Below are 20143 nucleotides of genomic sequence, written 5' to 3' on the forward strand. Positions count from 1 at the left end.
TCGCCGGTGGTCGCGATCCGGCAGAACACCCGTGCGCCGGGGGCGTGTTCGGCGATCGCGGCGACGTCCTCCAGGCTGTCGGTGGCGAAGTCCCGTACGCCCAGCCGGTGGGCCTCGGCGATGTTGCGGTCGGACTTGATGGTGTTGCCGTAGTGGATCAGCCCGGGCGGCACACCGGTGCGCAGTGCCTGGGCGATCTCCTGCGGGCTGGCCGCGTCGAAGCCGGAGCCGAGCGCGGCGAGGTGGCCGAGCACCTCGTCGACGGGGCAGGCCTTCATCGCGAACCGGACGGCCACGCCGGGCAGTTCGGCGCACAGCGTGGCGTACTGGCGGCCGATGCCGTCGAGGTCGTAGATGATCCGGTCCTCGGTGGCGGCGGCGAGCGCGGCGCGCAGCGCGGCGCGGTCGTGCTCGCCGGGGCGGAGCGGCCCGGGCCGGGGCGCGTCGGTGTGGACCGCGGAAACGGCCGGGATGCGGTGGGTGGGCGGGTGGCCGGTGTGGTGGCCGGTGGCGTGACCGGCACGGTGACCGACGCTGTGGCCGGTGGGCCGGCCGGTCGGCTGGCTGGTGGTCTGGTGTATCACGTGGAGCTTCCCGTCCGACTAGCGCGGCAGCCGGTCGGCGGGGGTGGCCTTGCTCGCCCGCACCAGCGGGCCCCACGCGTCGATCAGCGCTGCGAAGTCCTCGATGTCCGCCTGCGCCTCGTCGAGCAGGCGCGCCCGCAGGGGCGTCAGGTGGTCTGCGAACTCGGCGTACTTCCCGCCGAGCCGCCGGTAGCAGCGGTCGAGCTCGGCGAGCCTGCGGTGGTTCTCCGCGCGGTCCGTCGCGGCGCTGCGACGGACGGAGTCGGCGATCACCTCGGGGCGGACGCGGTGCCACTCGTCCAGCAGAGCGCCGCCGGCGGCCTCCATCTCGGAGTAGACCGGGTAGAGGTAGAGCATGGAGAGCAGGAACTTGGCGTAGCGCAGCTGGTAGGCGGTGAAGCCGGGGCCGGTGCGCCGTTCCGGGGTGTGGTAATTGACGATGTGGCGGTTGTGGGTGACGCCCGGCAGGGTCGCGTCACGCACCAGGTGGTGCAGGAAGTAGTCGCTGCCGATGGTGTCGGTCGCGGGCGGCAGCGGCACCCGTTCGTACACCTCGCGGTCGAGGCCGATGTTGCACATGTCGATGTGCCAGATGTCGGGCAGGTCGAGCACCGCGCGGTCGGCGGTGAACGGCTCGGTGCCGCCGCCGACGAAGGACCCGGCGACGAGTTCGCGCTTCTCCTCCTCGCTCGCGCCGGTGGGTGCCCAGAGCGCGACCACGTCGTGGTAGGCCTCGGGATCGAGCTCCCGGATCTCGCCGATGTCGACGGAGAGTTCGCCGACGAAGGAGGCGCCGACCAGCACGACGGGCTTGTCCGCGTGCACCGCGTCGAGGCTGTTCCCGGTGACGGCCGCGGCCGCTTCGGCGGCCTTCAGTCCGAGCGTGGCCAGCTCGTGCTCGATCGGGAACACCGGTTCTCCGTCGAGGAGTTGGTAGCGGCTGTCGGAGTCGCGGCGGTGCACCGACTCGCAGCCGAGTGCGGCGGCCAGCAGGAACGCCCGGTTGGTGCAGGCGCCGTAGGAGACGGCGTCGGGCAGCATGAGGTCCAGCAGCTTGTCCGGGCCGGCCGCGCCGGAGCGGTCGATCACCTCGCTCAGGAAGGCGCGCTGGGCTTCCTCGTCCAGGTGGTGGACGACCACGCCCTCGACGGCCGGCAGGGCGGTGAGGGCCCCGGCGTGCCGGGTGCGGGAAGCGGGGTCGGCGGAGTCCAGCACCAGCAGGTGCACCCGGACGCCGAACCGCCTTGCGGCGTAGGCGGCTTCGGCACCGATCGCGGTGATGGTGTCCGCGCACTCGCGGTTGGTGGGCAGGGTCAGACAGACGTCGCGCATTCCCGCTCCCCCGTGGCGCCCTGCCGGTCTTCCCCGCACTGCTCGAACGGTTTGCCGCTCCATGACCGCAGGCCGAGCAACTTCTCCCCCAGCTCGGTGAGTTCGGCGGTTCCGTAACGCTGCGCCTCGGGCCGGCCGGCGTCGCCGACCAGGGTGCGGTTCCAGTCCGGGGTGGCGAGCGTGCGCCAGGACTCCACCCGGGAACGGCGCAGCTTCCCGGACTCCTCCAGCGCGGGCATCATCGACAGGTACTGCACCGCGCGCACACCGTTCTCGGAAGTGTTGCGCTCGACGCCGTGGGCGAGCAGGCCGTTCCAGATCAGCAGGTCGCCGGCCTTCAACTCGGGCCGCACGACGGGGAACTCGGTGCGGTCGACGTCCGGGCGGATCGGGTCGCGGTCGGCGGGCTGGGCGGCCTGCCACTCGTTGAAGCGGCGGAACAGCTCCGGGCTGCACTGGAAACCGCCGTGGTCGGGGGCGGTGTCGTCGAGCGCGATGATGCCCTGGACGCGCTGCGGCAGCATGCCCCGGGTGGTGTCGACGTCCCAGTGCAGGTCGATGTCGAAGCCGCGGTCGGTGGGCTCGATCAGCGCGCGGTCGCGGTTGCGGACGTTCGGCGGGTTGAGGTTGAGCCGGTCGAGGGTGACCCAGAGCTCCTCGCAGTCCCACACGTCCACGAAGGCGTCGTAGACGCGCTGCGCCTGACGGCTGTCCCAGATGAGCTGGTGGTGGTAGGCCTCGACGAAGCCGTAGATGTGCAGGTGCCGGTCGAGTTCGTCGCGGTACTCGCGCTCGCGGTACCAGTCCTCGGGGCGGTCCGGCGAGAGGCCCTGGAACTCCCAGGCGAAGTCCAGCAGTCGGCGCGCGGCCCCGGCCGGGACGGCCCGCTTCACCACCACGTAGCCGTAGGTCTGCCAGAACGCGTAGTCCTCCTCGGAGAGCACGCGCAGCGGGTGCTTCTTGCGGATCTCGCGCAGCGCGGTCCGAGCGAGGTAGCTCTCGGTGTCGGCACTGAAGTAGGGGCGCTCCGATGCGGCCCGGTACAGGTATCCCCCGGGTTCGTCGGGATGGTCGGCAGGGCTCGGCACGGGCAGTCACTCCATGGTTCGTGGTCGACGTGGCGCTTCCTCGGGCGCCCGGTGCGGGCACGGCGAGTCGACGGCCGGTGGCCGGCCGCAACAGGAATTCGAGCGTGGATCGGAGGGCCGTCCGCACACGGTCCTTCTCGCCTCGGCCCACGGGCGCGGAACAGCGCCACGTCAGGGGCCCAACTCGCCCGTCCGGCAAGGGCTCTCACCCTGCATCAGCCTTTGCCGAACCGCACTCCCCATACGTTGGACTAGACCAACTAATGGTGTCAACCCTTTCCCGCGGGTCACCGATTGGGAAATCAGCGCAGCTCGCGAAGCCTCTCGGAGTTCGCTTTATGTTTCGGAGACTGACATAAGGGCGGGTATGTTTCCGGAATCGGCATAACGGCGGGATACTGAACCGTCACCGGTCGGAGAGCCGTTGCACCCCCGTGACACCGGACTCCGGGACGCGCCCGGGCGTACCACACCGGGCCGGGCCCGCCCACCCGCCGTAGCTTGGGACCGTGGCACGACCCCGAGGAGCCGTCCGGCTCGCCCCGCCCGGCTGGCTGACCGAGATCCTGCGGCCCCGGGCCGCACCGATCCCGTGGGCGGCGGTCGCCCGCGCCTCCGTCGCCCTCGCCGCCCCGCTCGCGGTGGGCACCGCCACCGGGCGGCCCGCCTACGGCGCGCTGGTGTCGATGGGCGCGCTGTCCGGGGTCATCGGGGACACCGCCGACGCGTACCGGATGCGGGTGTTCAACATCGCCGTGCCCCAGCTGTTCGGCGCCCTCGGACTGCTGCTCGGCACCCTGGTGTTCGGCGCAGGCTGGACGGCCGTCGCCACGGTGACCGCCGTCGCGCTGGTCTCCGGCATGATCTCCTCGATCGGCGCGGTCGCCTCCGTCTCCGGACTGCTCCTGCTGCTCAACGCGGTGGTCGGGGCCGGCCTGCCGCTGCCCTCCCCCTGGTGGCTGCCGGCCGCCCTGCTGCTGCTCGGCGGCCTGGTGGTGCTCGCCCTGACCCTGCTCGCCTGGCCGCTGCGCCTGGGCGTTCCCGAGCGGGCGGTGGTGGCCGGCACCTACCGGGCGGTCGCCGACATGCTGGAGGCCACCGGCACGCCGGGGTACGACGGCCGCCGCCACGAGCTCACCCGGTCGCTCGACCAGTCCTACGACCTGCTGCTCGCCCGCCGGGCCCGCCGACACGGCCGCTCGGCCGGCCTGGCGCGGCTGCTCGCCCAGCTCAACGCGGTGATCCCGGTGGTCGAGGCGGCCGCGGCGGCGCAGTTGCGCCCGCCCGAGTTCGGCCCGCTGCCCGCCGGCTACCCGGCCGCCGTCCGCGCGCTGGCCGACGCCGTCGAGCGGGGCCGCACCGGCCCGGCCCCGCCGCTCCACCTTCCGGCCCCCGCCGGCCCGTCCACCCGCGCGCTGGTCGAGGCGATCGGGCACGCCACCACCGTCGCGCACGAGGCCGCGCCCGACCCGTACGCCGCCGCCGACCGGCTCGGCCGGCCCGCCCGCCTCGTGGTCAGGGCCCGGCGGGCGACCAGGTCGCTGCTGCTGTCCGGCACGTCCTGGCGGTACGGACTGCGGCTGGCGCTGTGCATCGGACTGGCGCAGGTACTGGTCTCGGTGATCGCGGTGCCCCGCTCGTACTGGGTGGCGCTGACCGTGACCTTCGTGATGAAGCCCGACTTCGGCTCGGTGTTCTCCCGCGCGGTACTGCGCGCGCTCGGCACCGCCGCCGGGCTGCTGATCGCCGTGCCGGTGCTGGCCGAGGTGCCGCACGGCTGGTGGGACGTTCCGGTGATGGCGGTGCTGGCGGCGCTGATCCCGGCGCTGTCCGCCAAGGGGTACGCCTTCCAGACCGCGGCCATCACCCCGGTCATCCTGCTGCTCTCCGACCTGCTCAACCACCAGGGCTTCCACCTGGTGCTGCCCCGGCTCTACGACTCGCTCATCGGCTGCGGCATCGCGCTGCTGGCCGGCTACCTGCTGTGGCCGGAGTCCTGGCACACCCGGATCGGCGACCGGCTCGCCGACGCCGTCCAGGACACCGCCTCGTACGTGTCGCTGGCCTTCACCACCGCACCCGGGCGGGACGAACCGGCTCGCGCCCGCTACCGACGGCGGCTCTACCGCGACCTGTCCACCGTGCGCAGCGAGTTCCAGCGGGCCCTCACCGAGCCGCCGCCGGTCGGGGCCCGGGCGGAGGCGTGGTGGCCGGTGGTGATCGCCGTCGAGCGGATCGTGGACGTCACCACCGCCACCCGGGTACGGATCGAGCACGGCGCGCCGGTGCCGACCGCCGCCGAGGTCACCACCGTCACCCGGGAGCTGACCGACCTGGCCGAGGCCCTGCGCACCGGCCGGCCGCTGCCGCAGGCGCAGCCCGACGTGCTGTCGCCGGACTGCGCGCTGGCCCGGCTGCACCACGAGGTGCACGCCGCCCGGTCGGTGGCGGCGCTCTGAGAGCTGCGGGGTCCTGGACCCGCCGGCTTCAGTCGTGGACCCGGCGGGTTCAGCCCCGGGCCCGCCGGGTTCAGTCCGGACCCGCCGGGTTCAGTCCTGGATTCGCCGGGTTCAGTCCTGGATTCGCCGCCAGGGCCGCTCCGCCTCCAGCGCGAAGGCCAGTTCCAGCAGCAGCCGCTCCTGCCCGTGCGCCGCCGACAGGTGCACTCCGACCGGCAGCCCGCTGGGCGCCGAGCCCGCCGGCAGGGCGATGCCCGGGCCGCCGGTCACGTTGTTGACCGGGGTGAAGGCGACGTAGCGCATCAGCCGGTCCATCAGCTCGTCGAAGTCCACGTTCGGGCTCAGGTACCCGATCGGTGGGGCCGTGTGGGCGAGCACCGGGGAGAGGATCACGTCGTGGTGGCGGAAGATCCGCGCGTACTCACCCTCGGCCCGGCGCAGCCGCCGCAACACGGCGGGGGTCTGCGGGAACTCCCTCCGGAACCGGCGGCGCAGCCCGGTGGTCAGGCCGTCCAGCTTCCCGGCGCGGAAGCCCGGGTCGATCAGCAGCCGGCCGGTGGCCGCGATGGCCCAGGCGATGTAGCCCCAGTAGGCGACGAAGTCGCGGGCGAACTCCTCGCCGAAGGGCAGTGCGGTGGGCTCGACCCGGTGGCCCATCGCCTCCAGCCGGGCGGCGGTCTCCTCGACCACCTGCCGGGTCGGCTCGTCGGTCCTGGCGATCGGCGAGTCCACCACCAGGCCGATCCGCAGCCGCTGCCGGCCCGGCCCCTCGACCAGGCCGAGCGGGGGCAGTCCGGGATTGCTGCGGTGCCGCTCGGCGGCGGCGAAGAAGGCGGCGGTGTCGCGCACCGAGCGGGTCAGCACGCCGTCGGTGACCAGGTCGATCGGCAGTTTGCCGCCCTGGGCGTTGGTCACCAGCCGGCCCCGGGTGGGCTTGAGCCCGATCAGTCCGCAGCAGGCCGCCGGGATGCGGATCGAGCCGCCTCCGTCGTTGGCGTGCGCAATCGGCACCACGCCGGAGGCCACCAGGGCCGCCGAGCCGCCCGAGGAGGCGCCGGCCGAGTGCGAGGGCTTCCACGGGTTGCGCACCGGCTGGGCGGTGGCGAACTCGGTGGAGGCGTTGAGGCCGAACTCGGGCAGTCTGGTCTTGCCGAGGACGGCCAGGCCGGTGGAGAGGAACTGGTCGGTGAAGCGCGCGTTGCGGCGGGCCGGGCGGGCGCGGTAGGCCTCGCTGCCCATCGCGGTCGGCAGGCCGCGCAGGTCCACGTTGTCCTTGAGGTAGGTCGGCACGCCCCACAGCGGACCGCCGATGCCCTCCCGGCTGATCCGCGGCTTGTCGTACGAAGCATGGGCGACGGGCAGCAGCGCGCCGTCCACCCGCGCGGCCCGTTCGACGGCCGCGCCGACCAGTTCCCGGGGGTTGACCGTGCCGGCCCGCACCAGCGCGGCGAGTGCCACCGCGTCGTGTGCGCCCAGGGCGTCGTCGGCGAACGCGTGGACCCGCTCGTCGGTCATCCGAACTCCCCACTCCCTGCCGGACGTTCCACCGTCCGGCGATCGCACCGGCCGGTCGCACCCGCCCGGCTCTACTGACGGGTAATCTCGCAAGGGTTCGAGTGTAGGCGCGCCCTGCGACAGCCACCGGACCGGGGTGCCTCCGGCGGGTGAACCGTCCGTCACATCGTCGAGGGCGCACGAGCGTTCGGCCCGCGCCCCCGCGTTCACCCCGTCCGCCGGTCCGCGATCGTTTCGCCGCACCCCGCCGGGAAAGATCACGTTCACGAACCGCCCAGGTCCTCCCGCCGAACCAAGGTGACGCCCGTGCCGACCCCCTTCTTCCCGACCACCCGGTTCACCGCGGCCATCGCCCCCGGCGGCCTCCCGCTGCTCGGCCACGCCCCCGCCCTCCTCCACCGCCCGCACGAGTTCGTCGCCGGCCTGCCCGCCCACGGCGACCTCGTCCGGCTGCGGCTCGGCCCGCTCCACGCGTACGTGGTCTGCCACCCCGAGCTGGTCCGCCGGCTGCTCACCGACGACCGCGCCTTCGACAAGGGCGGCCCCCTCCTCGACAAGGCCCGGGAGGTCGTCGGCAACGGCCTCGCCACCTGCCCGGCCGCCGCCCACCGGCGCCAGCGCCGCATGCTGCAACCCGCGTTCCACCGCGACCGGCTGCCCGACTACGCCGCGATGACGGCCGAGGAGATCGCCGGCGCCACCGCCCGCTGGCGCGACGGCGACGTGATCGACGTCCCCGCCGCGATGCACCGCCTCACCACCGCCGTCACCGCCCGCTGCCTGTTCGCCGCGCACGAGCGGGCCGGCTCGCTGCCGGTGCACCGGAGCATGGACGTCGTGGCCCGCGGCGCCGGCCGGCGGGTGATGCTGCCGCTGCCCGGCACCGACCGCCTCCCCACCCCCGGCAACCGCCGCTTCCGCCGCGCCCGGCAGGACCTGCGGGAGATCACCCGGCGGCTGATCGCCGACTACCGCGCCGCCGGCACCGACCGCCACGACCTGCTCTCCACGCTGCTCGCCGCGACGGACGGGGACGGCCGGCGCCTGTCCGACGCCGAGATCCACGAGCAGGTGGTCACCTTCCTGCTGTCCGGCGTGGAGACCACCGCCGCCACCCTCTCCTGGGCCTGGACGCTGCTCGCCGCCAACCCGGCCGTCCGGATGCGCCTGCACGCCGAACTCGACACCGTCCTCGACGGCCGGCCCGCCCGCCACCAGGACCTGCCCGCCCTGCCGCTCACCGCCCGGATCGTCAGCGAGACCCTGCGGCTCTACCCGCCGCCGTGGATCCTCAGCCGCACCGCCACCACCGACACCGAGCTCGGCGGCCACCGCATCCCGGCCGGCGCCACCCTGCTGTACAGCCCCTACCTGCTGCACCGCCGGGCCGACCTGTTCCCCCGTCCCGACCGCTTCGACCCCGACCGCTGGCTCACCACGGCCCGACCCGCCCCCGGCACCTACACGCCCTTCGGCCTCGGCGCCCGCCGCTGCATCGGCGAGTCCTTCGGCGTCACCGAGGCCGTCCTCGCCATCGCCACCATCGCCGCCCGCTGGACCATCGCCCCCACCCCCGGCCGGCCCGTCCGCCCCGCCCGCGGCTCCTCCCTCTCGCCCCGGCCCTTCACCGCGACACTGACCCGCCGGGTCCGTTGACCGGGTTCCGACCGGGCTTCGGTACTGTCCCGGCATGGCCGGCCGCACGGGCGCCGGCCGGAACCACGCCGCTCGACCGGGACGCCACCAGACCATGAACGCTCGAACCCCATCGGGGCTCCTGACCGGGCTGCTCCGCGCCGTCCGGACGTATCCGCGCCGTTCGCCACTGACCTTCGGCTACGTCGTCCTGCTCCTGACCGGACACGTCTGGGTCGAGAACCTGCTCGCCGCGGACCGGGCGGACGCGCTCCGCGACCACATCAGCACCAACCTCGACAACCTGCACGACCACCCGGTCACTGCCCTGCTCGGCAGCGCGCTGCTCTTCGACGGCACCCTCACCGAGATCCTCTCCACCGGCTTCGGCGGCACCCTGATCACCCTGGGCCTCGGCGTCTGCTGCTGCCTCGCCTGGGCGGAGCGGCGCTTCGGCAGCCTGCGTGCCGCCGCCGTCCTCCTCGGCGGGCACATCGGCGCCACGCTGATCACCACCGCGGTGATCCTGCTGGCCCTGCGGCACGGCTGGTACCCGGAGAGCGTGCGCCAGGCCTCGGACTACGGCATCAGCTACGGCGCCCAGACCCTCCTCGCCCTCGCCACCCTCGCCGTACCCCGCTGGGCCCGGCTGCCCTGGGCCGCCTTCGTCGTCGCCTGGCCGCTCTCCGGCGACGGCGAATGGCCGGGCCCCCTCCCGGCCTTCACCACCGTCGGCCACCTCCTCGCCGCCGCCCTCGGCTTCACCCTGGCCATCACCGTGGCCCTCACCGCCTCCCGCCGCCGCGCGGAGGGCCTCGGCCCGGCACCGGCGGAGCGGTGATCACGCCCTGAGGAGCCACGACGCTTCCTCCGGGGCGCGGTCCGGCCGCAGGACCGAGCGCCCGTCAGCGGGGTGGCCGCCGGTCCGCGGCGATGGCGGTGAGCAGCCGCTCGATCTCCTCCAGCCGGCGCCGCAGATCCTCGACGTCGCCGCGGGTGGCACTCTGGTCGGTCTTCTTGAGGGTGACCAGCAGCTGCCCGTCCGGCTCCAGCCGGGCACGGGCCACCTGGCCGAGGTCGTCGCCGTTCTGGATCCGGACGGCATGCTCCAGCTCGGAGGGGCGCAGCGCCAGGTCGTGCAGCGCGCCGGGCACCAGCCTGCCGTCCTTCACCACGGTGGTGGCCGTGCCCTCCAGGATGCGGGCGGCCCGCGGGTCGCGGGAGAGCCAGCGGGTGACGGCAGAGTTCACCGCGACCAGGGTGACCGCCCCGATCGCACCGCCGAGCAGGCTGTTGTCGTTGCCGATGATGGCGTTCTGCACCACGTTGGAGAGCAGGAAGACGACCACCATGTCGAAGGTGTTCAGCCCCGCCAGCCCGCGTTTTCCGGCGAGCCGGAACAGCACCAGGATCAACGCGTAGACGGCGATCGTGCGGAGGACCTTCTCCACGATCGGAATCTGGACGGCCACCAGGTCGTGCCACACTGCCCCGCTCCTCCCACCTCGACCGCCGGGAACGGGGCAGACGCTACGCCACGGTCACCGCTTCGGCCTACCGCGCCGGGCCGCCGCGCCCCGTCCGCCGGCCTTGGCTCCCCCGGCCTTCGGCGACCCCGCCCGCTGCCCGCCCGACTTCTGCGCACCGGTCTTCTGCCCGCCCGACTTCTGCGCACCGGTCTTCTGCTGCTGCGGCTTGCCCCGGCCGGCCGCCGCCTTCTTCGGCTGCGCCTCGGGCGCCGCCTGACCCGCCCCGCGCCCGCGCGAGCTGTTGACCGTACGGCCCCGGACGATCCCGATGAACTCCTCCACCAGGTCCGTCGTCCGCTCCTGCGGCCAGGACAGCGCCACCTGGGACTGCGGCGCCTCCACCACCGGCCGGTAGGTGAGGTCCTTGCGGTGGTGCAGCCGGGCCAGCGACTGCGGCACCAGGAGCACACCGACGTTCGCCGCGACCAGCTCGATCGCGTCCGCCGTGCTGTCCGGGCGCGCGATGGCGGGGCGCCCGGGCAGGGTGTCCGCGGTGAAGCCCAGGGTGTCGTCGAGCGGGTGGAAGACCACCTCCTCGGCCAGGTCGGCCGGCGCGACCTCCTCGGCGGCGGCGAGCCAGTGGTCCTTCGGGAAGACCACGACGGTGGTCTCGGTGTAGAGCGGGATCGCGCTCAGCACGTCCTTGTCGACCGGCAGCCGGACCAGCCCGGCGTCCGCGCCACCCTCGCACAGGATCCGCTCGCCGTCGCCGGACGGGACCGCGAGGAGGTCCAGCGGCACGTCCGGGAGCCGCTCTCCCCAGACCCGGACCCATTTGCCGGGGGTCACGCCCGGGACGTACACGAGCCGGAAGGACGGGTTCACCTGCATGTCTGTCACAGGGCAAGGCTACCGACCGTGACCGGAAGCGCCCGCGCACTCCCTTACCCTTGTCACCATGACATCGCTCAAGCAGAAGACCAGCCAGACCATGAAGCCGGCCACGGCGGCCAAGAAGCTGGGGATCTACCTCGCCGCGGCGCCGACCGGCTTCCAGGAGGGCGTGGTCTCCCGCGAGGAGCTCAACGCGCTGCAGGCCGAGCCGCCGCAGTGGCTCCAGGACTTGCGCAAGAACGGCCCGCACCCGCGCCCGGTGGTCGCCGCCAAGCTCGGCGTCTCGATCACCGGTCTGGCACGCGGCGGCGTGACGGAGGCGCTCACCACCGAGCAGATCGACGCCCTCAAGGCCGAGAACCCGCTCTGGCTCCAGCACGAGCGCGCCAACCAGGTGGACGTCCGCAAGGAGACCGCCCGGATCAAGGAGAAGCACGAGAAGGAGGACGCCGCCAAGGCCGCCAAGGAGGCGAAGGCCACCCAGGCCCGCTGACCCGTCCTCCCCCGTCCGGCACGGCGGCGCTCCGGCGCCGATTGTCAGACCCCTGCGCAACGATGGTGCCGACGTCCGTCCCGACGGGCGTCGGCACCGTCATGCACGGGTTCACACGGGCGTTCTACAGGCGAGGAGGCCCAGGGATGGCGGGGACACTGGAAGGCAGGATCGCACTGGTCGCGGGGGCGACGCGGGGCGCCGGGCGGGGCATCGCGGTCGAGCTCGGCGCGGCCGGCGCGACGGTGTACGTCACCGGCCGCAGCACCCGGCAGCGGCGCTCGGAGTACGACCGCCCCGAGACGATCGAGGACACCGCCGACCTGGTCACCGCCGCGGGCGGCCGGGGAATCGCGGTGCCCACCGACCACCTGGTCCCCTCCGAGGTGGCCGCCCTGGTGGAGCGGATCGGCGACGCGCAGGGCCGGCTGGACGTGCTGGTCAACGACATCTGGGGCGGCGAGAAGCTGTTCGGCTGGGACGTCCCCGTCTGGGAGCACGACCTGGACGACGGCCTGCGACTGCTGCGCCTGGCGGTGGAGACGCACGCCGTCACCAGCCACCACGCCCTGCCGCTGCTGCTGAAGCACCCCGGCGGCCTGGTGGTGGAGATGACGGACGGCACCGCGGAGTACAACCGCGACACCTACCGCAACTCCTTCTTCTACGACCTCGCGAAGGCCTCGGTGCTGCGGATGGCCTTCTCGCTCGGCCACGAACTGGGCCCGCGCGGCGCCACCGCCCTCGCCCTCACCCCCGGCTGGATGCGCTCCGAGATCATGCTGGAGCACTTCGGCGTCACCGAGGAGAACTGGCGCGACGCCCTCGCCCAGGAACCGCACTTCGGCATCTCCGAGTCCCCGTACTACGTCGGCCGCGCGGTCGCCGCGCTGGCCGCCGACCCCGCCATGGCCCGGTGGAACGGTCTGTCGGCCTCCAGCGGGCAGCTGGCCCTGGAGTACGGCTTCACCGACCGGGACGGCAGCCGCCCGGACTGCTGGCGCTACCTCGTCGAGGTGCAGAACGCGGGCAAGCCGGCCGCACCGGAGGCCTACCGCTGACCTCCGGCCCGGCAGACGGGGGCCGGGGGCGGAACTCGCCTCCGGCCGGCGCGTCTTGACCGGGCCGCCGATCACTCCGAATAATCGGCGGGACCGGGGCACCGCAGGGCCCCGTGCCGTACCGGGCGTGCCGGCCGGGCGACGCCCGCCGGAACTGCCGGTGGGCAACACCGGTAGGCACCGCACCACATCGCATCGGGGGAGCGACCAGTGATCGAGCAGCCTCAGCACGCCGGAATCGCCGCACTCGCGGACGAGTTCTTCGCCGCCGAGAACACCCACAACCCGTTCGATGCGACCCTCAGCGGGGTCGAGGGCTACGCCCACCTGGTGCCCGACCCGTCCCGCGCGGCCGCGCACCGCCACCGCGAGGCGCTGCGCGGCTTCGCCGAACGGCTGGCCGCGATCCCGCTCGACACGCTGGCCGGCGAGGACCGGATCACCCACCGGGTGCTCGCCCGGCTGATCGACAACGGCATCGGCCAGATCACCCACGGCCTGGCCGAGTTCAGCGTCTCGGCGACCATCATCGCCCCGCAGAACGAGGCCTTCTCCGCGCTCGCCATGACCTCGGTCGACCAGGAGGGCGCCGACGCCTACCTGGAGCGCCTCGCCGGACTGCCCGGCTACTTCGACGCCGCCCTGCGCGGCATCCTGGACGCCGCCGCCGAGGGCCGCCTCCCGCTGCGCAGCGGGGTCGACGCCGCCGTCGCCCAGCTGGACGCCTACCTGGCCACCGCCCCTGCCGAGGACAAGCTGCTGCGGCCGCTGGCCGACCGCCGGGAGCACGAGCGCGCCCGGACCGTCGTGCGCGACGCCGTCCGCCCGGCGGTGGCCCGCTTCCGGGCCGGGCTGGCCCAGCAGCTGGCGCCCTCCGCCCGGCCGGACGACAAGGCCGGGGTCTGCCACGTGCCCGGCGGCACCGAGGGCTACGCGGACGCCGTCGCCCGCTTCACCCGGCCCGGGCTCACCCCGGAGGAGGTGCACCGGATCGGTCTGGAGGCCGTCGCGGCACTGCGCGAGGAGTTCGCCGAGCTGGGCGGCAAGGTGTTGGGCATCACCGACCCCGCGGCCGTGCTGACCGCGCTGCGCGAGGACCGCTCGCTGCGCTTCGGCAGCGCGGCCGAGATCGTCGCCCTGGTGGACGGCGCGCTGGAGCGGGCCCGCCGAGCCAGCGCCGACTGGTTCCGCCCGTACCCGATCGCCGACTGCGTGACCAGGGAGATCGACCCGATCGGGGCGGAGACCGCGCCGTTGGCCTACTACCAGCCGCCGGGCCCGGGCGGGCTGCCCGGCACCCACTGGATCAACACGCTGCGCCCGGAGACCCGGTTCAGCTACGAGTACGAGGCGATCGCCTTCCACGAGAGCGTTCCCGGCCACCACCTCCAGCTCGCCGTCGCGCAGACCCTGCACCACCTGCCCCGGTTCCGGCAGAACCCGAGCGGCCAGCTGACCGCCCACGTCGAGGGCTGGGGCCTGTACACCGAGCGGCTCGCGGACGAGATGGGGCTGTACGGCTCGGAGCTGTCCCGGTTCGGCATGCTCTCGCTGGACGCGGTGCGGGCGGTCCGGCTGGTGGTGGACACCGGGATGCACCACTACGGCTGGTCCCGGGAGCGGGCGATGGCCTTCATGCGGTCCAACACCGCCACCCCCGAGGCCAACGTCCGCAACGAGATCGACCGTTACATCGCCTGGCCGGGCCAGGCCACCGCCTACCTGATCGGCCGCCGGGAGATCGTGCGGCACCGCGAGCGGGCCCAGGCGGCACTCGGCGCCCGGTTCGACGTCCGGGAGTTCCACCACCAGCTGATCGGGCACGGCAGCCTGCCGCTCGGGGTGCTGGAGGAGCTGGTGACGGACTGGATCCTGGAGCAGTAGGCCGCCGGCGGCCGGACGCTGCTCGGCGTCCGGCCGCCGGTTCGGGCCCCCTCCGCGTCCGCCTCGGAACCGGACCGTCCGCAGGACGGGGTCGCCGCCCTTGAACCCGGCCGGGTAGCGGGTGTGCCCGTCCGCACCGGGCTGGGCCCGGACGACGGGGTCCAGCCCGAGGGCGGTAACGGTCTCCGGCAGCCGAACCGGCACCGTCGCGGAAACGGTTCCGCACGCCCGGCAAAGGCTTCCCACGCCCGGACGTGGCGTCATCCCATCGACCCCGTCGGCACGGTAGTGTCCGCTGGCGCGGCCCCGGCACACCCGGCGACCGCCACCCACGCACACCCCGATGGAGGAACCCGTGCCGGCTCCCGCCCGCCGTGCCCTGGCCATAGCCACGGCCGTCCTGCTCGCCGCCGCAGCCGCAGGCTGCTCGTCCGGCGGCGGCCACGCCGCCAAGGGGGCCGGGCGCAGCTCCGCCCCGGCGGCGGGCGACGCCGCAGCCGCCCCGCCCGCGGCCGCCGCGATCGTCACCGGCCCCGGCCCGAAGAGCAGTTACGACGTTCAGCCGCAGCCCGCGCCGGGCAGCTGCCACTACCGCTACACCGCGGACAGGCAGCCGCTGCCCGACCCCAACTGCACCCCGGGCGCGATCAGCCCGGCGGTCAACCAGGACAACCTCAAGGACACCATCTGCAAGCCGGGCGGCTACACCTCGACCATCCGACCGCCGGTGAACATCACCGGCAAGGAGAAGGCCGAGAACGCCAAGTCCTACGGCTACACCGGCCCGATGGGCGACGCCGAGTACGACCACCTGATCAGCCTCCAGCTCGGCGGCGACCCCAACGACCCGCGCAACCTGTGGGTCCAGCCGCCCTCCCCCGGCCACGTCCCGGGCAAGGGCCCGAACAACCCCAAGGACTCGGTGGAGACCCACCTGCACACCGCGATCTGCAAGGGCCAGGTCACCCTGGCCGCCGCCCAGCAGGCGATCGCCACCGACTGGACGACCGCCGAGGCCAAGCTCGCCATCCGCACTGGCTCCGCCCCGACCCCGGAGCCCGACGCCGACGGGGACTGACGGACCGCACCGCCGGGCTCGGCGAGGTCCTCTCGACGGCTCAGCGGCCCAGCAGCGCACCGCCGTTGAGCCCGATCGCCTGACCGGTCAGGTACCCGGCGGGCGGGGTGACGATCGCACCCGCGTTGTTCACCGGCACGTCCACCGGACCGAGTCCGGCGATCCGGGCCGCCGCCTCGACCGCCGCCGGGTCGGTCGGATCGGCTGCCATCGGTACGACCCTTCCCGGCCCGGCAGCCCGCTCGATCTCCTCCCGAGCCTGCTCCGGGACCGCCGGCCTGCGGCCCAGGACCACCCGGTGCCCTTCCCCGGCCGGCCGCGCCGCGATCGCCCGGCCGATCCCGGTACCGCCGCCGGACACCACCGCGGGCCGATCCACCGTCATCGCTTCATCCCCCTCACTCGTCAGCCGTCCGCGCACCGGCCGCCACGGCCCGTCAACCTGGCCGTCAGATTTAGCAGTTCGGGCGTCCGAAGCACCCTCCCGCCGAACCCGGGCAGCTCCACGTGCAGCGGCCCGGTCCAGCGCTCCGGGATCGCCGCCAGGCCGTACCGGGCCCCGGCCAGGCCGCCGGTGACGGCGGCGACCGTGTCGGTGTCCCCGCCGAGGTCGACCGCGGCGCGCAGCGCCTGCTCGAAGCCGTCGGTGGTGCGCAGCGCCCAGACCGCCGAGCCCAGGCAGGGCCAGACCGCGCCGTTGGCCTCGGTGGCGCGCTCCGGGTGCCAGTCGGGGGCGAGGACGGTGGCGTAGCGTTCGCGGTGGTCGGGGGCGACATGCGCCAGGACGGCGGGGAGTTCGGCCAGCGGGTCGGCGCCGTCGAGCGCGAGCCGGACGAGCTCGTGGAAGATCGCCGTTCCCTCCCAGGCGGCCCGGTCGCCGTGGGTCAGTGCCGCGATGCGCCGGGCAGCGTCCATGGTGGCCTGCCGCCCGGCGCGGGCGAAGGCGACGGCGGAGGTCGAGGCGCGCATCAGGGCGCCGTTGCCGGCGGCGCGCAGCGTGGTGTTGAAGTGGACGGCGGCCGCAAGGTCCCAGGGCAGGCCGCTGGTGAGGACCGATTCGGTCTGGATGCCGATGTCGGGGGGCCCGGCGGCGGCCCAGCGGCGGAACCGGTCGAAGAGGTCCGGGAGGTCCAGGCCGCCCCGTTCGATCAGGGACTCGGCGACCAGAACGGCCATCTGGGTGTCGTCGGTGGCCTCGCCGAGCTCCCAGCCGCCGCCCGCCACCAGGTCACCGGGGGTGTCCGGGAAGCGGGCGGAGAAGGCGCCGGCCGGACCGAACTCGTAGGGAGCGCCGAGGGCGTCGCCCACGGCTGATCCGAGGACGGCTCCGGCCGCGCGCTCGTCCGGGCCGGTCACGCCAGGGGCGGGGTGACCGGCAGGTTGCGCTTGTGCTCGGTGCGGCGGTAGTGGCCGAGGACGGTTCGGTGGGCGTCCTCGCTGACCGGCAGGCCCTCCAGGAAGTCGTCCAGGGCGTCGTAGCTGACGCCGAGGGCGTCCTCGTCGGGGCGGCCGGGGGCGAGGTTCTCCAGGTCGGCGGTCGGGGTCTTCTTGACCAGCTCGGCCGGCGCGCCCAGCGCCTCCGCGATCGCCCGCACCTGGCGCTTGGTCAGGCCGGACAGCGGCATCACATCGGCCGCGCCGTCGCCGAACTTGGTGAAGAAGCCGACCGCGGCCTCGGCCGCGTGGTCGGTGCCGACGACCAGCCCGCCCTTGGCGCCCGCGGCCGCGTACTGGACCACCATCCGCTGGCGGGCCTTGACGTTGCCGCCGACGAAGTCCTCGTGGCCGTGGTCGGTGTAGGTCAGGCCGGCGGCCTTCAGGGCGGCGAGCGCGCCGTCGGTGGCGGGCTTGACGTCGACGGTCAGCACCTCGTCGGCGCGGATGAAGCCGAGCGCGAGCTGGGCGTCCGCCTCGTCGGCCTGGACGCCGTACGGCAGCCGCATCGCGGTGAAGGTCACCTGGCGGCCCTCGGCCCGCAGCCGCTCGACGGCGAGCTGGCAGAGCCGCCCGGCGGTGGTGGAGTCGACGCCGCCGCTGATGCCCAGCACCAGGCTGCGCGCACCGGTGGCCCGTACCTGGTCGGCCAGGAACTCCACCCGGCGCTCGGCCTCCTTCGCGGGGTCGGGCACGGACGCGACCCCGAGGGCGCGGGCGATCTCCCGCTGGACGTCGGCGGGCAGGGGCTCGGTCATTCCGACTCCTCGGGACGGTGGGTACGAGACGCGGTCACGAGGATACGACCACCGAGGTCGCGGCCTTCACGGGCGGGGGTCCTCCCCCGGTCCCCTAGGTCCCGCAGGTCCCGACAGCGCCCCCGTCCCGTCCGTCCCTGCCTGCGCCTCCGGCCCCGCCTGCGCCTCGGGCCTCACCTGTGCCTCCGGCTTCGTCAGCTGGACCGGCTGGCCCGGGCCCGGCTGATCAGGGCCCGGCGCCGGGTGCGACAGGATGTCGAGCACCACCCGGCCGTCCACCGTCTCCTGGGCGACCAGCAGCGCCGCCAGCTCGTCCAGGTGGTGCCGGTGCTCGGTGAGCAGGTCGACGGACCGCCGTTCGGCCCGGCGCAGCAGGCGGGCCACCGCCTCGTCCACGGTGTGCTGGGTCTGTTCGGAGTACGGGCGGCGCAGCAGGTCCTCGGGGTTGTCGCCGAGGTAGTGCGGGGTGCCGCTGGAGTAGCCGACCGGGCCGAGTTCCGGGGAGAGGCCGAACTCGCGGACCATCCGGGTGGCGACCGAGGTGGCGTTGGCGAGGTCGTTGGCGGCGCCCGTGGAACCCTCGCCGAAGACCACCAGCTCCGCGGCCCGGCCGCCGAGCTGGACGGTGAGCAGGTCGGTCAGGTAGGCCTCGCTGTACAGGTGCCGTTCGGCCTCGGGCAGCTGTTCGGTGGCGCCGAGGGCGACGCCGGCCGGGAGGATGGTCACCTTGGCGACCGGGTCGGCGTGCTCGCACAGCGCGGCCACCAGCGCGTGTCCGGACTCGTGCACCGCGACGGCGTGCCGCTCCTCGGGCAGCAGCGCGTTGGAGGACTCCCGCCGGCCGAGCAGCACCCGGTCGCGGGCGGCGTCGAGGTCGTCGGCGGTGAGGGTGGCCCGGTCGGCGCGCACGGCGTTGATGGCGGCCTCGTTGACCAGGTTGGCGAGGTCGGCGCCGGAGAAGCCGGGGGTACCGCGGGCGAGCCGTCCGAGGTCGACGTCCGAGGCCAGGGTCTTGCCGCGGGCGTGCACGGCGAGGATGGCGGCCCGCTCGGCCTGGTTGGGCAGCGGGACGGTGACCTGCCGGTCGAAGCGGCCGGGGCGCAGCAGGGCGGGGTCGAGGGCGTCCGGGCGGTTGGTGGCGGCGATGACGACGATGCCGGTGCTCTGGTCGAAGCCGTCCATCTCGGCGAGCAGCTGGTTCAGGGTCTGCTCGCGCTCGTCGTTGCCGCCGATCCGGGTTCCACCCGCACGACGGCCGCCGACGGCGTCGATCTCGTCGATGAAGATGATCGACGGCGCGCGCTTGCGGGCCTCGTCGAAGAGGTCACGGACCCGGGAGGCGCCGACGCCGACGAACATCTCCACGAAGCCGGATCCGGTCACCGAGAGGAAGGGCACCGAGGCCTCGCCGGCGACCGCCCGGGCGAGCAGGGTCTTGCCGGTGCCGGGCGGCCCGACCATGATCACCCCGCGCGGCCCCTTGGCTCCGGCCGCGGCGTACCGCTCCGGGCTGCGCAGGAAGTCGACCACCTCGCTGACCTCCTGTTTCACCCCCTCGTACCCGGCCACGTCGGCGAATCCGGTGGCCGGCCGCTCGGCCTCGATGATCTTCGCCCGGGACCGCCCGATGGCACTCAGGCCGCCACCCAGCGACCGGGCGGCCATCCGGCCGGACCAGAGGAAGAGCGCGCCGAAGATCAGCAGCGGCAGGAACAGCAGCAGGGTGGACCAGATCGAGCCGCCGCCGCTGGTCCGGCTGCCGGTGACGGTCACGTGGTGGCCGGAGAGCGCGCCGCTGAGCTCGGAGGTGCCCAGGGCGGTGGGGATCTGGCTGGTGAAGTGGGTGCCGTCCTTGAGCGTGCCGCTCACCCCGCCGGTGTCGCTGACGTCCACGGTCTGCACCTGGCCGGCGTTGACCCGGTTCAGGAAGTCGGTGTAGCCGTAGCGGGTGCCGGGCTTGCCGGGATTGGAGAAGAGCACCAGCAGGAACAGCGTCGCCAGCACGGCGAAGGGCAGCAGCCAGCGGCGCCACGAGGGCGGCGAGGGTTTGGCCGGGCCGCCGGGGCCCGGCCCCGGACCCTGGCCGCCCGGTCCTCGCGGTTGGCCCCGGCCCTGCCCCGGTCCGGCGCCGCGGCCCGGTGGGGTCGTGGGGTGGCGGGCAGCGCGCAGCCGGATTCGTACGATCATCCACGCTCACCGCCTCTTGGGGGACCGAACAGCCTCCGCCCCTCCATGGTCGGACGCTCCGCGCCCGGACGGGAGCCCGAACGGGACGATACCGGTCCAACCGGGGCAAAACATCACCACTCGACGGTCCACCCGACGGTCCGCTCGGCGCGGCCCGCTCGGTGCGGGTCGGCGGCCGGCCACAGCTGCGGCCCCACCGCCCGACCGCTCCGCCGGCCGTCCCCGCGACCGCCCCTTCGGCCGCCGGTCAGGGCCGCACGTCCCCGCGCCCC

Annotated in this window: 16 protein-coding genes and 1 pseudogene; 7 read left to right on the forward strand and 10 right to left on the reverse strand. The window is 74.3% G+C overall.

The window, feature by feature from the left end:
• From AB0O11_RS22475 to AB0O11_RS22485, 3 genes and pseudogenes are all read right to left on the reverse strand, one after another.
• Nucleotides 1-395, reverse strand: a pseudogene (locus AB0O11_RS22475) (type III PLP-dependent enzyme); the annotation flags it as partial.
• A gap of 207 nt (nt 396-602) precedes the next feature.
• A complete protein-coding gene (locus AB0O11_RS22480) occupies nt 603-1916 on the reverse strand; it encodes a DUF6271 family protein (RefSeq protein ID WP_363389758.1) in 1314 nt (437 codons plus the stop codon).
• Nucleotides 1898-3004: a phytanoyl-CoA dioxygenase family protein gene (locus AB0O11_RS22485; RefSeq protein WP_363389761.1), complete on the reverse strand. Its 1107-nt coding sequence runs from the start codon at nt 3002-3004 to the stop codon at nt 1898-1900. The genes AB0O11_RS22480 and AB0O11_RS22485 overlap by 19 nt, the downstream gene beginning before the upstream one ends.
• A 509-nt stretch (nt 3005-3513) precedes the next feature.
• On the opposite strand from AB0O11_RS22485, the gene AB0O11_RS22490 reads away from it, so the two are divergent.
• Nucleotides 3514-5463: an FUSC family protein gene (locus AB0O11_RS22490; RefSeq protein WP_363389763.1), complete on the forward strand. Its 1950-nt coding sequence runs from the start codon at nt 3514-3516 to the stop codon at nt 5461-5463.
• A gap of 111 nt (nt 5464-5574) precedes the next feature.
• On the opposite strand, the gene AB0O11_RS22495 is transcribed toward AB0O11_RS22490, so the two are convergent.
• Nucleotides 5575-6978 (reverse strand): amidase, encoded by a 1404-nt coding sequence (locus AB0O11_RS22495; protein ID WP_363389766.1) that lies wholly within the window; start codon nt 6976-6978, stop codon nt 5575-5577.
• A 306-nt stretch (nt 6979-7284) separates the two neighbouring features.
• Here AB0O11_RS22495 and AB0O11_RS22500 point away from each other — a divergent pair, with 306 nt between their 5' ends.
• Both AB0O11_RS22500 and AB0O11_RS22505 read left to right on the forward strand, forming a co-directional pair.
• A complete protein-coding gene (locus AB0O11_RS22500) occupies nt 7285-8634 on the forward strand; it encodes a cytochrome P450 (RefSeq protein ID WP_363389769.1) in 1350 nt (449 codons plus the stop codon).
• 94 nt (nt 8635-8728) lie between these two features.
• The gene (locus AB0O11_RS22505; protein ID WP_363389772.1) at nt 8729-9454 is read left to right on the forward strand and encodes a rhomboid-like protein; all 726 of its coding nucleotides are present in this window, start codon (nt 8729-8731) and stop codon (nt 9452-9454) included.
• Between the two features lie 64 nt (nt 9455-9518).
• On the opposite strand, the gene AB0O11_RS22510 is transcribed toward AB0O11_RS22505, so the two are convergent.
• Nucleotides 9519-10100, reverse strand: a complete 582-nt coding sequence (locus tag AB0O11_RS22510) for a YetF domain-containing protein (RefSeq protein ID WP_363389774.1) — start codon at nt 10098-10100, stop codon at nt 9519-9521.
• Nucleotides 10101-10154: 54 nt separating this feature from the next.
• Nucleotides 10155-10973, reverse strand: coding sequence for a LysR family substrate-binding domain-containing protein (locus AB0O11_RS22515; protein ID WP_363390045.1), 819 nt, complete (start codon nt 10971-10973; stop codon nt 10155-10157).
• A gap of 67 nt (nt 10974-11040) precedes the next feature.
• Here AB0O11_RS22515 and AB0O11_RS22520 point away from each other — a divergent pair, with 67 nt between their 5' ends.
• The 4 genes from AB0O11_RS22520 (at nt 11041) to AB0O11_RS22535 (ending at nt 15492) form a co-directional block, all read left to right on the forward strand.
• Nucleotides 11041-11469 carry a DUF5997 family protein gene (locus tag AB0O11_RS22520; RefSeq protein ID WP_363389777.1) on the forward strand — a complete coding sequence of 143 codons (429 nt, stop codon included), beginning with the start codon at nt 11041-11043 and terminating at the stop codon, nt 11467-11469.
• Between the two features lie 146 nt (nt 11470-11615).
• The gene (locus AB0O11_RS22525) at nt 11616-12530 is read left to right on the forward strand and encodes an SDR family oxidoreductase (protein WP_363389780.1); all 915 of its coding nucleotides are present in this window, start codon (nt 11616-11618) and stop codon (nt 12528-12530) included.
• A gap of 210 nt (nt 12531-12740) precedes the next feature.
• A complete protein-coding gene (locus AB0O11_RS22530) occupies nt 12741-14414 on the forward strand; it encodes a DUF885 domain-containing protein (protein ID WP_363389783.1) in 1674 nt (557 codons plus the stop codon).
• Nucleotides 14415-14769: 355 nt separating this feature from the next.
• Nucleotides 14770-15492 carry a hypothetical protein gene (locus tag AB0O11_RS22535; RefSeq protein WP_363389786.1) on the forward strand — a complete coding sequence of 241 codons (723 nt, stop codon included), beginning with the start codon at nt 14770-14772 and terminating at the stop codon, nt 15490-15492.
• A gap of 40 nt (nt 15493-15532) precedes the next feature.
• Here the strand turns inward: AB0O11_RS22535 and AB0O11_RS22540 are convergent, their stop codons facing one another.
• From AB0O11_RS22540 to ftsH, 4 genes are all read right to left on the reverse strand, one after another.
• A complete protein-coding gene (locus tag AB0O11_RS22540) occupies nt 15533-15877 on the reverse strand; it encodes an SDR family NAD(P)-dependent oxidoreductase (RefSeq protein WP_363389789.1) in 345 nt (114 codons plus the stop codon).
• A gap of 20 nt (nt 15878-15897) precedes the next feature.
• Complete coding sequence (locus AB0O11_RS22545) at nt 15898-16848, reverse strand: ADP-ribosylglycohydrolase family protein (protein ID WP_363389792.1); 951 nt, start codon at nt 16846-16848, stop codon at nt 15898-15900.
• On the reverse strand, nt 16845-17684 hold the full coding sequence (gene nadE / locus AB0O11_RS22550) for an ammonia-dependent NAD(+) synthetase (RefSeq protein WP_363389795.1): 840 nt from the start codon (nt 17682-17684) through the stop codon (nt 16845-16847). The genes AB0O11_RS22545 and nadE overlap by 4 nt, the downstream gene beginning before the upstream one ends.
• Before the next feature lie 66 nt (nt 17685-17750).
• Nucleotides 17751-19871 carry an ATP-dependent zinc metalloprotease FtsH gene (gene ftsH, locus AB0O11_RS22555; protein WP_363389798.1) on the reverse strand — a complete coding sequence of 707 codons (2121 nt, stop codon included), beginning with the start codon at nt 19869-19871 and terminating at the stop codon, nt 17751-17753.
• Between the last annotated feature and the right edge of the window lie 272 nt (nt 19872-20143).

This window comes from Kitasatospora sp. NPDC093102, from assembly GCF_040683915.1.
In the GTDB taxonomy this organism is placed as follows: Bacteria; Actinomycetota; Actinomycetes; order Streptomycetales; family Streptomycetaceae; genus Kitasatospora.

Excerpts from the sequence above, each read along its gene's own strand:
- AB0O11_RS22540 (WP_363389789.1), bottom strand. The coding sequence starts at position 15,877 with ATGACGGTGGATCGGCCCGCGGTGGTGTCCGGCGGCGGTACCGGGATC.
- AB0O11_RS22480 (WP_363389758.1), bottom strand. The coding sequence starts at position 1,916 with ATGCGCGACGTCTGTCTGACCCTGCCCACCAACCGCGAGTGCGCGGAC.
- AB0O11_RS22515 (WP_363390045.1), bottom strand. The coding sequence starts at position 10,973 with ATGCAGGTGAACCCGTCCTTCCGGCTCGTGTACGTCCCGGGCGTGACC.
- AB0O11_RS22495 (WP_363389766.1), bottom strand. The coding sequence starts at position 6,978 with ATGACCGACGAGCGGGTCCACGCGTTCGCCGACGACGCCCTGGGCGCA.
- AB0O11_RS22525 (WP_363389780.1), top strand. The coding sequence starts at position 11,616 with ATGGCGGGGACACTGGAAGGCAGGATCGCACTGGTCGCGGGGGCGACG.
- AB0O11_RS22520 (WP_363389777.1), top strand. The coding sequence starts at position 11,041 with ATGACATCGCTCAAGCAGAAGACCAGCCAGACCATGAAGCCGGCCACG.
- AB0O11_RS22505 (WP_363389772.1), top strand. The coding sequence starts at position 8,729 with ATGAACGCTCGAACCCCATCGGGGCTCCTGACCGGGCTGCTCCGCGCC.
- nadE (WP_363389795.1), bottom strand. The coding sequence starts at position 17,684 with ATGACCGAGCCCCTGCCCGCCGACGTCCAGCGGGAGATCGCCCGCGCC.
- ftsH (WP_363389798.1), bottom strand. The coding sequence starts at position 19,871 with ATGATCGTACGAATCCGGCTGCGCGCTGCCCGCCACCCCACGACCCCA.